Origin of the sequence: Lichenibacterium minor (genome assembly GCF_004137685.1) — a bacterium.
GTDB classification, from domain to species: Bacteria; Pseudomonadota; Alphaproteobacteria; order Rhizobiales; family Beijerinckiaceae; genus Lichenihabitans; species Lichenihabitans minor.
Genome location: NZ_QYBB01000001.1, coordinates 347,486 through 359,964 on the forward strand (window position 1 = coordinate 347,486; position 12,479 = coordinate 359,964).

9 protein-coding genes are annotated in these 12,479 nt (G+C 71.8%); 1 reads left to right on the top strand and 8 read right to left on the bottom strand.

What is annotated here, in order from left to right:
• Window positions 1–58 precede the first annotated feature (58 nt).
• The 7 genes from carB to hemF all read right to left on the bottom strand — a co-directional run bounded on the left by carB (window position 59) and on the right by hemF (window position 10,454).
• Complete coding sequence (gene carB, locus D3273_RS01620; RefSeq protein WP_129222834.1) at window positions 59–3,382, bottom strand: carbamoyl-phosphate synthase large subunit; 3,324 nt, start codon at window positions 3,380–3,382, stop codon at window positions 59–61.
• A gap of 164 nt (window positions 3,383–3,546) precedes the next feature.
• Entirely contained in the window at window positions 3,547–4,167 is a 621-nt protein-coding gene (locus D3273_RS01625) for a hypothetical protein (protein WP_129222835.1), read from the bottom strand.
• Window positions 4,168–4,424: 257 nt separating this feature from the next.
• Complete coding sequence (locus tag D3273_RS01630; RefSeq protein WP_129222836.1) at window positions 4,425–4,898, bottom strand: hypothetical protein; 474 nt, start codon at window positions 4,896–4,898, stop codon at window positions 4,425–4,427.
• A gap of 110 nt (window positions 4,899–5,008) precedes the next feature.
• Window positions 5,009–5,572 (bottom strand): hypothetical protein, encoded by a 564-nt coding sequence (locus tag D3273_RS01635; protein ID WP_129222837.1) that lies wholly within the window; start codon window positions 5,570–5,572, stop codon window positions 5,009–5,011.
• Window positions 5,573–5,900: 328 nt separating this feature from the next.
• Window positions 5,901–6,101, bottom strand: a complete 201-nt coding sequence (locus D3273_RS01640; RefSeq protein WP_129222838.1) for a DUF2158 domain-containing protein — start codon at window positions 6,099–6,101, stop codon at window positions 5,901–5,903.
• Between the two features lie 215 nt (window positions 6,102–6,316).
• The gene (locus D3273_RS01645) at window positions 6,317–9,340 is read right to left on the bottom strand and encodes a DUF1217 domain-containing protein (protein ID WP_129222839.1); all 3,024 of its coding nucleotides are present in this window, start codon (window positions 9,338–9,340) and stop codon (window positions 6,317–6,319) included.
• A 187-nt stretch (window positions 9,341–9,527) separates the two neighbouring features.
• Complete coding sequence (hemF, locus tag D3273_RS01650; RefSeq protein WP_129222840.1) at window positions 9,528–10,454, bottom strand: oxygen-dependent coproporphyrinogen oxidase; 927 nt, start codon at window positions 10,452–10,454, stop codon at window positions 9,528–9,530.
• A 98-nt stretch (window positions 10,455–10,552) separates the two neighbouring features.
• Here hemF and D3273_RS01655 point away from each other — a divergent pair, with 98 nt between their 5' ends.
• Window positions 10,553–11,794 (top strand): BaiN/RdsA family NAD(P)/FAD-dependent oxidoreductase, encoded by a 1,242-nt coding sequence (locus D3273_RS01655; protein ID WP_281011152.1) that lies wholly within the window; start codon window positions 10,553–10,555, stop codon window positions 11,792–11,794.
• 4 nt (window positions 11,795–11,798) lie between these two features.
• Here the strand turns inward: D3273_RS01655 and D3273_RS01660 are convergent, their stop codons facing one another.
• Window positions 11,799–12,266 carry a tRNA (cytidine(34)-2'-O)-methyltransferase gene (locus D3273_RS01660; RefSeq protein ID WP_245500931.1) on the bottom strand — a complete coding sequence of 156 codons (468 nt, stop codon included), beginning with the start codon at window positions 12,264–12,266 and terminating at the stop codon, window positions 11,799–11,801.
• Window positions 12,267–12,479 lie beyond the last annotated feature (213 nt).

The window sequence follows — 12,479 nt, forward strand, 5'->3', positions numbered from 1 at the left end:
CAACACGCGGGCGCCGGGCGGGGTTCCGCCGCGGGGTCGGGGACCGCGGGCCGGGCGTTCAGCCGAAATAGTCCTGCAGGGCCCGCACCTCGAGTTCCCCGCCCACGTAGCCGCCGATGCCGCGCGCCGCCGCGATGGCGCCCGCCAGGGTGGTGTAATAGGGCACCTTGTGGAGCAGGGCCGCGCGGCGCAGGTCCCGCGAGTCGCTGAGCGCCCGGGCGCCTTCCGTGGTGTTGACCACGAGCTGGATGCCGCCGTTCTTGATGGCGTCCACCACATGGGGCCGCCCTTCCGACACCTTGTTGACCTTCGTGGCCGCGATGCCGGCCTCGCGCAGGCTCTTCAGCGTGCCGCCCGTCGCCTGGATCTTGAAGCCGAGGCCGCTCAGCACCCGGATGGTGTCGAGCACGCGCGGCTTGTCGGCGTCCTTCACCGACACGAACACCGTGCCCTTGGTGGGCACCGCCGTGCCGGCGCCGAGCTGGCTCTTGGCGAAGGCGATGTCGAAGGAGCGGTCGAGCCCGATCACCTCGCCGGTGGAGCGCATCTCCGGCCCCAGCACGGTGTCGACGCCGGGGAAGCGCGCGAAGGGGAACACCGCCTCCTTCACGGCCACGTGGCCGAGCTTGGGCGCCGACAGGTCGAAGGCCGACAGCTTCTCGCCCGCCATCACCCGCGACGCGATCTTGGCCAGCGGCCGGCCGATCACCTTGGCGACGAAGGGCACGGTGCGCGACGCGCGGGGGTTCACCTCCAGGACGAAGATCGTGCCGTCCTTGATGGCGTATTGCACGTTCATCAGCCCGACCACGCCGAGCGCCAGCGCCAGCACCCGGGTTTGGCGCTCGATCTCGGCGATCGTCGCCGCGTCGAGCGAGTGGGGCGGCAGCGAGCAGGCGGAATCGCCCGAATGGATGCCGGCCTCCTCGATGTGCTCCATGATGCCGGCCACCACCACCTCGGTGCCGTCGCAGAGCGCGTCCACGTCGACCTCGATGGCGTCCGACAGGTAGCGGTCGAACAGCAGCGGGTTGGTGCCCAGCACCGTGTTGATCTGCCCCGTCTTGTCGTTGGGGTACCGCGTCTTCACCTCGGGCGGCACGAGGCCCGGCAGCACGTCGAGCAGGTAGGAGTCGAGCGCCGCCTCGGTGCGGACGATCGCCATGGCGCGCCCGCCCAGCACGTAGGAAGGGCGCACCACCAGCGGCAGGCCCAGCGAGGCCGCGACGAGCCGGGATTGCTCGACCGAGTAGGAGATGCCGTTCTTGGGCTGCTTCAGCCCCACCTTGTCGAGCAGGCGCTTGAAGCGGTCGCGGTCTTCGGCGAGGTCGATCGAATCCACCGTCGTGCCGAGGATCGGGATGCCGGCCTCCTGCAGGGCATGGGCGAGCTTCAGGGGGGTCTGGCCACCGAACTGCACGATGACGCCCTTCAGCGTGCCCTTCGACCGCTCGACCTCCAGCACTTCCAGCACGTCCTCGGCGGTGAGGGGCTCGAAATACAGCCGGTCCGAGGTGTCGTAATCGGTCGACACCGTTTCCGGGTTGCAGTTGACCATGACGGTCTCGTAGCCGGCTTCGCCCAGCGCGAAGCAGGCGTGGCAGCAGCAATAATCGAACTCGATGCCCTGGCCGATGCGGTTCGGCCCGCCGCCGAGGATCACGACCTTCTCGCGATCGGACGGGCGCGCCTCGTCGACCGTGCCGCCCGCGAAGGGCGGCGCGTAGGTCGAATACATGTAGGCGGTGGGGGACGCGAACTCGGCCGCGCAGGTGTCGATCCGCTTGAACACCGGGCGGACGCCGAGCGCCCGGCGAGCGGCCGTGACCTCGCCGACGTCGCGCCCCGCCAGGGCCGCGAGCCGCGCGTCCGAGAAGCCGGCGCTCTTCAGGGCGCGCAGGCTCGGGGCCGTGGCGGGCACGCCGAAGCGGCGCACCTTCTCCTCCAGGTCGACGATGTCCTGGATCTGGGCGATGAACCAGGGGTCGAAGCGGCAGGCCTCGTGGATCTCGGCGTGACTCATGCCGTGGCGCAGCGCCTGGGCGACGACGAGGATGCGGTCCGGCGTCGGCCGGCCGAGGGCCGCGCGCAGCGCCACCTTCTCCTCGCCGGGCACGAGGCCGTCGATCGGGATCTCGTCGAGGCCGTTCAGCCCCGTTTCCAGCGAGCGCAGCGCCTTCTGCAGCGATTCGCCGAAGGTCCGGCCGATCGCCATGGCCTCGCCCACCGACTTCATGGCGGTGTTGAGCAGCGGCTCGGCGCCGGGGAACTTCTCGAAGGCGAAGCGCGGGATCTTGGTGACGACGTAGTCGATCGTCGGCTCGAACGAGGCCGGGGTGGCGCCGCCGGTGATGTCGTTCTGGATCTCGTCGAGCGTGTAGCCGACCGCCAGCTTGGCGGCCACCTTGGCGATGGGGAAGCCCGTCGCCTTCGACGCCAGCGCGGAGGAGCGCGACACGCGCGGGTTCATCTCGATCACGATCATGCGGCCGTTCGCCGGGTCCACGGCGAACTGCACGTTGGAGCCGCCGGTTTCGACGCCGATCTCGCGCAGCACCGCCAGCGAGGCGTCGCGCATGATCTGGTATTCCTTGTCGGTCAGCGTCAGCGCGGGCGCCACCGTGATGGAATCGCCGGTGTGGACGCCCATCGGGTCGACGTTCTCGATCGAGCACACGATGATGGCGTTGTCGGCGCGGTCGCGCACGACCTCCATCTCGTATTCCTTCCAGCCGAGCACGCTTTCCTCGACCAGCACCTGCGTGGTGGGGGACGCGTCGAGGCCGCGCTCGATGATCTCGATATATTCGTCGCGGTTGTAGGCGATGCCGCCGCCCGTGCCGCCCATGGTGAAGGACGGGCGGATGATCGCCGGCAGGCCGACGTCGTCCATGCAGGCCAGCGCTTCCGACAGCGAGCCGACGTGGTGCGAGCGCGGCGTGTCGAGGCCGATCCTGGTCATGGCGTCGCGGAACAGCTCGCGGTCCTCGGCCTTGTCGATGGCGGCCGCGGTGGCGCCGATCAGCTCCACGCCGTGGTCCTGGAGGACGCCCATCTTTTCGAGCGCCAGGGCGCAGTTCAGCGCCGTCTGGCCGCCCATGGTGGGCAGCAGCGCGAAGCCGCCCGGCACCGCGTGGCGCTCGGCCGCGATGATCTTCGCCACGATCTCGGGCGTGATCGGCTCGACGTAGGTGCGGTCCGCCATGTCCGGGTCGGTCATGATGGTGGCGGGGTTGGAGTTGACCAGGACGATCCGGTAGCCGTCCTCGCGCAGCGCCTTGCAGGCCTGGGTGCCCGAATAATCGAACTCGCAGGCCTGGCCGATGATGATCGGCCCGGCGCCGATGATCATGATCGTGGCGATGTCGGTGCGCTTCGGCATCAATCGGGTCCTACAGATTCGCGTGTCGTCGTCGGCCGGGCGGGCGGGAATGTCTTAGAGCAGGGGCGACCGTTGCGGAAGCGCCGCCGGACGCGCGATCCCGGACATGCAAAGACCCGGCCTTTCGGCCGGGTCCCTGCGGTTTCAGCCCTGGGGAGGCCGGATCACATCGGGGGGGTGACGCCGTCGACACCGACGATCACGGCGCCCTTCTCGAGCTTGTCGCCCGTCATGGCGCTGGCGTTGACGAACACCTTGGCGCCCGGCTTCAGGTCGGCCTTCGTGGCATCGCCGAGCTGCACGATGGGGGTGCCGTCCTTGATGTCGACCTTCTTCTCGCCGCCCTTGTAGGTGAGCGTCACCGACTTGCCGTCGGTGCCCTTCACCTCGTTGTTCACCGTGGCGTTGGTCATCATGGTCTTGCCGCCGGGCTGCAGGTCCCAGGCGTAGTGGCCCTCGCCGGTGCCCTTCATGGCTTCGGGGAACACGACGACCTCGACGGCCTTCATGCCGGTGTCCTCGCCCGTGGTGGCGGTGCCGATGAAGGTGCCGGGCTTGATGTCGGCCATCGTGCCCTTGGACGCGCCGACGATCTTCCAGCCGTCGTCGAGGTTGAGCATCACATCCTTGCCGGCGTTGTCCTTGATCTTGAGGACCGAGCCGTCGAGCGAGGCGATGGTGCCGCGCTCGTGCACGTTTTCGGCCCGGGCCGAGCCGGCGGCGGCGAGGCCGAGGGCGGCGGCGATCGCCACCGGGGCGATGTGGCGCTTGAAAGCGAAAGCCATTGTGGACGTCCTTCGAAAGGGCGCCGGCCGGAAGGGTCCGGCGGCGCGGCGGCCGAGTGGGTCCGGGACGAGATCGCCGCCGGGCCGGCCGCCTCCATCGCTTCGGCGACGGAAACGCGGCGGTTACACAGCCGCGCCGCGCCCGGCCTCGGCCCCCTTCGAACTCCGCCGCCACCCTGCGGGGTTCCGGCACGGCACCGGCCCTGGTCGATGCGCGGCGCGGGGTGCCCGGGGGAGCGTCGTCCCGGGGCTTCGCGTCAGGTGCGCTGGGCGGGGGCAGGCGCGGGGGCGGACGCCGTCCAGCCCGGGACCCGGACGGCCACCATCACGATCGGGCCGGCCTCGGCCGTCGAAACCGTCGTTCGGGCGTCGTAATGGCCGGCCGCGAAGCCGGTGTGGTCGAGCGACAGCACCTCGTCCTCGGCCTGGGACGCCCGGCCGTCCCGGTGTTCCAAGCGGCTCGTCACCGCGACGGCGCCCGCCTGGGGAGGGTCGAAGCGGACGTGGACGGCGCTGAACTCGGGATCGCCCAGGGCGAGGTCGACGGCGCAGCCGGACTCGACCGGACAAGCGACGCGCAACTCGCGCGTCACGTTCCACTGCGCGTCCAGCACCGCCACATAGGCTTCCGCCGCGGGCGCCGCCGCATCGGCCGGCCGCACGGCGTCCCGGACCGCCGGAGTCGTGGCCGCGATCGCGACCGTCATCATCAGCGCAGCAAAGCCCTGCATCGCACCATCTCCCGGCCGCGGCGCGCGGCGTCGCGCATCCGGGGAAAGTGGCGCAACGGGATTAACGGTCCGTGGGCCGCGGCGGGCCGGACGGCCACGGACGTCCGATCTTACTTAACGCCCTGTGCATCCTGGGCGGGGAGGCTCGCCTGCCCGATGCGCCAGCGCAGCGGCTGCAGGAACACGCGGTGCCGGTGGTCGGCCTCGAACGCCATCGGCGGGCGGTTGTTGTCGATATACTTGCCGATCTGGCCCATGAAATCGTCGGCCTTGCGCCAGATGCCGATGTTGTAGAACGTCGTATAGTCTCCGCTTTCGGCGGCGGCCCAGTTGATCCAGGGGAACTGCTCGCGGCTTTCTTGGCCCGACATGAATTCCGCGATGAGGCCGCTGCGGTCGGGGACGGTGGACTTCGTGGCCCAATAGTCCAGGAACTCCTGCTCGTGCCCCTTCTTGATCTTCCACTCGACGACGACGATGCGGGCGTCGGTCGACAGCGGGGCGCCGGTGGCGGCGGCCGGCGCTGCCGTGGCGTCCACCGCCGGAACGGAAGGCTGCGCGGCCGGCGCGAGATTGTCGGCGACACCGGCGGAAGCGCCGGCGACCAGCAGGCCGGCGGCCAGGACGGCCGGAAGGGCGCGGCGGCGGAGAAGTGCGGCGGGATCGAAACGCATGGCGAACTCTCGGGAAGCGTCGGCTCCAAGTGCCCGGTCTCGCCCGGCATCGCGGTCCGACTTGCGACCCCTCGAAGCTGCCAGACTTCCCATCGGTTAACGAGTGTTAACCTCGGCTTCTTCCCAGTTCTCTCAAGGTTCGGTTAACGACGCGGACCGATCGATCCGCGCCCGGGCGGCGGGCCGCCACGGGCGGGCCGCCGGTGCCGCCGCGCTCCTGGAGCGGGGCGCGCGGGCGCCGGGCATCGTCCCGGAAGCCCGGGCGCGATGCCACTGCTCGGCGGGGCGGAGGCGGCCGTCGCGGCCGCGCTCCCCTCCGCGGGCCGGATCAGCGGCGGCCGAAGGCCTCGTCCTCGGCTTCCTCGAGCTCGGCCTCGACGAGGCAGAATCCCGGCACGGTGCCGGTCTTGATCTCGTCGACGATCTCGCCGTACCAGAGCACGTGCACGTCGTCGCCGCCGTCGCCCGTCACCACCATGGCGGGGCCGCCCGACTTGAGCTGCACGATATCGCCCTTCTTGAAATCCATCGCCCGTCTCCACGTTCGGCGTCCCGCCCGGCTGGCCCGGGAAGGGTCGCCCCGCGCAGGGACCGGGTCCGCGTCGAACGCCGGTTCCTGCCATCACGGTGCGACCCGTAGCATGAGGACGGCAGCGCAGACAGGCGGAAAGGCCCCGGGGTGCGGCGAAAACGACGCGGCGGCCGGTCCGTTCGCGCGGAAGCCGCGCCCGGAGCGGACCGCCCTCACCCCTGGTTGAAGAGCTGCAGGATCGGCATGGACGATGTGTCCACGCCCTGCGCGGCGGGATTGACGAGGCTGAGCAGCGAATCGGCCGAGTCGCTCGAACCGCGGTCGAACAGCGTGAGCACGGAGCCGGACGACGCCTTGGCGGCGGCGTTGATGTCCGTGCGGATCGCGAAGTTCTTCAGGATGACGCCGAGCTTCTTGGGATCCCGCAGGTCGGACGGCTTGACGGCGTCGGTGATGATCCGGGCCTGGGTGTCGATGTCGAGCGTCGCCATCGAGGACGGCAGGTTGAACGCCGTCTGGACCACCGACAGGAGCGATTTGTCGGCCAGGATCTGGTAGGCGCTCGTGATGCCGGCGGCGCGCTGCCCGAAGTTGAGCGCGAGGCCGACGGCCTTGTTCCGGGTCGCCGCTTCGGCGTCCAGCGCCTGCTGCGCGTAGGGGTCGGCCACCAGCGCCGCGGCTTTCCCGGACTGGGCGAGCCGGGCCGGGTCGCGCGCGACCTTGCCGTCGGAGGCGAAGTTGAAGGCCGCCGCCATGGCCCGGTAGGCCGGCCCCAGCGTCGAGGCCGCGCTCTTCGGGTTGGCGACGTCGCTGGTCAGCGCGCTCTTCAACCGCGCGGACCATTGCGCGTCCGACAGGCCGGCCGGCCGCGCCACGCCGAAGGCCGCGGTGGCGACCTTGACCAGGCGCGGGTCCGACAGGAATCCGCCGAGCGTCTTCACGTCGCCGATCGAGGCGGCGTAATAGGTGGCGTCGGCCTGGGCGACGGCGCGTCCGGCCGTGCCGGCCTGCTTGACGTAGGCCGTCAGGGTGGATTGCGTGTCCTTCGCCGATTGCGCCAGCCTGGGGTCGGTGACGTGGCCCGCGGCATCGAAGTTGAAGGCCGCCGCCAGGGCCAGGAAGCCGTCCTGGCCGCCGCCCTTGATCGCGTCGTCGCCCGCGTAGGCGCTGTTGAAGGTGAAGGACGACGCGAGCTGGCGCGCGGAGTCGCCGAGCTGGCTCGCGACGCTCTTCGGGTCGCCGGGGTCGCTGGTGAGGATGGCCTTCATCTCGCTCGCCTTGTCGGCCTGCGTGGCGCCGTCGGCGAAGGCGACGCCGTAGGCCGCGGCCGCGTAGGCGACGAGCCGCGGGTCGGCGACGAGGTCGTCCACCGTGGCGACCTTGGCGATCGCCGTCCGATAATAGGCCGTTTCCTTCGCCCCCTTCAGCGTCGCGACGGGATCGGTGCCGAGCCGTTCGGTGTAGAGGTCCACGGTCGCCTGCAGCGGGGCCGCGGGCTGGGCCTCGAGGCCGGACGCCGTGACGGCGTTGCGCCCCTGCTGCGCCACCCCGGCGGCATTGAACTGGAAGGCCGCGGCGAGGCGGCGCGCCCCGTCGCCGTAGGTGGCGCCGGCCACGGCCGGGTCGGCGGTCAGGATGGCTTTGAGCTGCGCCTGCTTCTGGGCGTCGCTGGCGCCGTCCGGGTAGGCGATGTGGTAGGCCGCCGTCACGTAGGCGGCCAGCTTGGCGTCGGACGCGAGCGCATCCGCGGTCTTCACGCCCGGCATCGTGGCCAGGTAGTAGGCGGTCTCGTCCGCGGCGCCGCCGGCCTGCCCGGTGGCCTGCCCGTAGAGGTCCACGGTGGATTCGGCCGCGTCGCCCGCCTGCGCCCGGACCACCTTGGCGCTGTTGAAGGCCGAAGCGAAGGCCAGGAGGGCGCTGTCCCCCTTGGCGGCGACGCCCTGCGGATCGGTCGGGTCGCCGGTCATCGCGGCCTGAAGGGTGGCGGCCTGCTGGGCCGGCGTGGTGCCGGTCGGGAAGGTCAGGCCGTAGGCCGCCGTCGCATAGGCGACGAGGCGCGGGTCCGCGAGGAACTGGGCCGCCGTCTTCACCGCCGGGATCTTGGCGACGTAATAGGCCGTCTCGGTCGCGGCGGCCTGCTGGGACGCCGCGTCCGAGCCGGCCGCGTTGCCGTACCGGGTCGTGATGTCGGCCGTCCTGGCGGGCGACTGGATCGCGGTCGGGCCGAAGTCGAAGGACGCCGCCGCGGCCGTGAAGCCGCTCCCGAGCGTCCGGGCCACGCTCGACGCGTTCGACAGGTCGCTCGTGAGGGCGGCCCGCAGGATGTCCGACTTCATCGCCGCCGTGAGCGGCTTGGTGGTGTCGGCGCCGTTGGCCTTGGCGAGCTTGAGCACGGCGGCGCTCGCATAATCGAGGCCGAAGGCCTGCGTCGCATAGGCGACGAGGCGGTCGTCGCTGAGGAAGCCGTCCACGCCGGTCACCCCCGGCATGGCGTTGCGGTAATAGGCCGTCTCGATCGTGCCCAGGGCCTGCGACGAGGCGTCCGACGCCGTGGTGGCCCCGTAGCGCACGACCGTGGCCTGCAGGTCGGCGGACGATTGGGCGGCGTCGGACGGATGGCCCGACGCGTTGACGGTGCTCGCGGGATCGAACGTGTCGCTGGTCAGCATATGGCGGACCGTGTCGACGGAGGTGGTGGCCGGGTCGATGCCGTAGGCCTGCAGGGCGATGCGGTACAGGCGATCGTTGGACACGAGGCCGTCGAGCGAGGTGACCTGGCCGATGTGGGCCTTGTAGTAGGCGACGTCGGCGCTGCTGTTCGCGCCCACCAGGGTCTGGCTGCCGAACCGGGCGAGCGTGTCGCTCTGCTGGGCGGCGTCCTGCGCGACCGCGGTGTCGACGACCTTGCCGTTGGCCGTGAAGCTGAAGGCGAGCGCGAACGGCTTGTAGCGGCCGTCCGTGAGCGTGTTGACGAAGCTCTTCGCATCCGCCGGGTCGCTGGTCAGGACCTTGCGCATGAAGCCGCGATTCTGGACCGCATCCGACAGTCCGTAGGCCTTCATGGCATAGCTGAACAGCCGGTAGTCGCCGATGAAGTCGTCGACCGTCTTCACCTTGCCGATGTTGGCCCGGTAATAGGCGGTGTCGCGCGCCACGGCCGGCTCGGCGGCGACGCGCTTCAGGCTGGCGCCCATGTCGCGCGCGTAGATCTGGTACTGAGCATAGGTCGATAGCATCGCGTTCCGCTCCCGCCCATCGGCACCGGATCGCTGCCCGACGCCGGCATCGGACCCGATCCATGGGCACAGTGAGACGGCGCGGGCTTGCGCGGGACTGGCGCGACGCGGTCGGGACAGGGGCCGGAACCACGGCCGCCTTTCATTCGCCACGATTGCGCGTGGGACATTTTCCCGCGCGGAGCGGTCAGGGCCAGATCACCGCCGGGGGCAGCGACGACAGGATGGATTCGACGTTGCCGCCCGTCTTCAGCCCGAAGATGGTGCCCCGGTCGTGCAGCAGGTTGAACTCGACGTAGCGTCCGCGGCGGACCAGCTGCTCGCGCCGCTCGCCTTCGCCGTAGGCCGTGCCGACGTTGCGGCGCACGAGCTCGGGGTAGATCCCGAGGAAGGCTTCGCCGACCGCACGCGTGAAGGCGAACTCTTCGGGCCAGGCGTCGCCGAGATAATCGTAGAAGATGCCGCCGATGCCGCGCGGCTCGTCCCGGTGCGGCAGGTGGAAATAGGTGTCGCACCAGTTTTTCAGCTTCGGGTAGTCCGCCACGCTCGCGTGGGCCGCGCAGGCGGCCTCCAGCGCGGCGTGGAAGGCCCGGGAATCGGGGTCGTCCTGCGTGCGCCGCCGGTCGAGCACGGGGGTCAGGTCGGCGCCGCCGCCGAACCACGCTCGGCTCGTCACCACGAAGCGGGTGTTCATGTGCACCGCCGGCACGTTCGGGTTCCACGGATGGGCGATGAGCGAGATCCCGGACGCCCAGAAGCGCGGGTCCTCGGCGGCGCCGGGCATGGACTTGGCGAACTCGGGCGCGAAGGTGCCGTGCACCGTGGACGCGTGGATGCCGGCCTTCTCGAAGACGCGGCCGTGCAGCATCGCCATGGTGCCGCCGCCGCCCGGCTCCCCGGTGTGGTCTGTTCGCTTCCACGGCTTGCGGGTGAAGCGGCCGGGCGCGGCCGGCGCCGCGGCGGAGCCCCAAGCCGCCGGGTTTCCGGCGGCGGACGCGCCGGGGCCGGCCTCCTCCAGCGCTTCGAAGGCCGCGATCAGCTTCGCCTGCAGGGTTTCGAACCAGGCCCGCGCGGCGGCCTTGCGGTCTTCGAGGTCCGGGGCTGGAATCGGCATGGTCGGGGGTGTCCGCGGGATCGGCCCCGTCGTTTGCATTCGCATCGCCGCGAATGCAAACCGTGCGTCCCCATCGCGAAACAGGTGTGCAGTCGCCAGTGTCCCCCGATCTTTCCCGTGCCGCCGTGGTCGGCGCCGGCCCTGCCGGGCTGATGGCCGCCGAAACCCTGGCCCGGGGCGGGGCGCGCGTGACGGTGTTCGACCGCATGCCGACCCCCGGGCGCAAGTTCCTGATGGCGGGGCGAGGCGGGCTCAACCTCACCCACAGCGAGGGGATGGACCGGTTCTCGCCCCGCTACGGCGCCGGCGAAGCGCTGGTCGCGCCCGCCCTCGCCGACTTCGACCCGGACGCGCTGCGCCGCTGGTGCGCGGAGCTCGGCGAACCGACCGTGGTGGGCACGAGCGGCCGCGTGTTCCCGCAGAGCTTCAAGGCCTCGCCCCTGCTCCGCGCCTGGCTGAAGCGGCTCGGCGCCGCCGGCGTGACGTTCCGGGCGCGCCACCGCTGGACGGGATGGGACCGCGACGGCGCGCTGTGCTTCGAAGCGCCGGACGGCCCCCACGCCGAGGGCTTCGACGCTGCCGTGCTGGCGATGGGCGGCGCGTCCTGGCCGCAGCTCGGGGCGGACGGGCGCTGGACGGAGGCGCTGGAAGCCGAGGGGGCCGCCGTGGCGCCGCTCAGGCCGTCGAACTGCGGCTTCGCGGTCGCGTGGTCGGACGTGTTCCGCGCCCGGTTCGAGGGCCAGCCGCTGAAGGGCGTCGCCTTCTCGTTCGGGAACCGGGTTTCGCGCGGCGAGGCCATCGTGACGCGGGCGGGCATCGAGGGCGGCGGCGTCTACGCGCTGTCGGGCCCGCTGCGGGACGCCGTCGCGGCGGACGGCACCGCCCTGCTGCGCGTCGACCTCCAGCCGGACAGGCCGCGCGACGCGGTGCTGGCGCGGCTCGCCTCCGCGCGGGCCGGCAAGGCTTCGGTGGCGACGGCGCTGCGCAAGGCGCTGCACCTGTCGCCCGTGGCGATCGGCTTGCTGCAGGAGGCGGCCCACGCCCAAGGGCGGCCGCTCGGGGAGCGCGACGACGCGGCGCTGGCGGCGCTCGTCGGCGCCGTGCCGGTCCGCCTCGACGCGGCGCTGCCGATCGCGGGCGCCATCTCCTCCGCCGGGGGGCTCGCCGCGTCGGAACTCGACGCGCGCCACATGCTGCGCCGCCGCCCGGGCACCTTCGCGGCGGGCGAGATGCTGGACTGGGAAGCGCCGACCGGCGGCTACCTGCTGCAGGCCTGCTTCGCCACCGGCGCCGCGGCCGGCGCCGGCGCCCTCGCCTGGCTGGCCGAGCGGCGGGGCTGACGGGTCACCGCAGCTGCCGCAGCGCTTCGCCGAGCACCATGGCGGCCGCCACCGCGACGTTGAGCGAGCGGAAGCCCGGCCGCATCGGCACGCCGAGCCGGAGATCCGCGGCGTCGTGGACCTCCGCCGGCACGCCGGCCGATTCGCGCCCCACCATCAGCACGTCCCCCGCCCGGAACGCGACGTCGCGGTAATCGGCCTCGGCCGCGGTGGTCAGGAGCACCAGGCGCCGGCGCGGCAGCTTCGCGGCCCGCCACGCTTCGAAAGCCGCGAAGGACGCGTGGCGCCGGAGGTCGAGGGCGTCGAGGTAGTCCATCCCGGCGCGGCGGAAGTTGCGATCCGCCGTCGGGAAGCCCGCGGGCTCGACGAGGTCGGCGCCCACCCCCAGGCAGGCGCAGGTGCGCAGCAGCGTCCCGGCGTTCTGCGGGATGTCGGGCTGGAACAGCGCGAGCCGCAACGGGGGCGCGATCATGCGGCCGCCATGGTGCAGTGCAGCAACGCGGGATGGCCCGAGGCGCAGGCTGGACAACCGCGGGCAAGGGTGCGACAGATCGGCGATCGATGGACAGGTCCCGGGCCGCCGCACCGCGGTGCGATAACGGGGCCGAAACCGTCGGTGGCGTTGGGTCGCATTGTGACGCTTCCGGTGCGGTTCTAGCCGTTTCCCGGGCGGGAACGAGGCGAC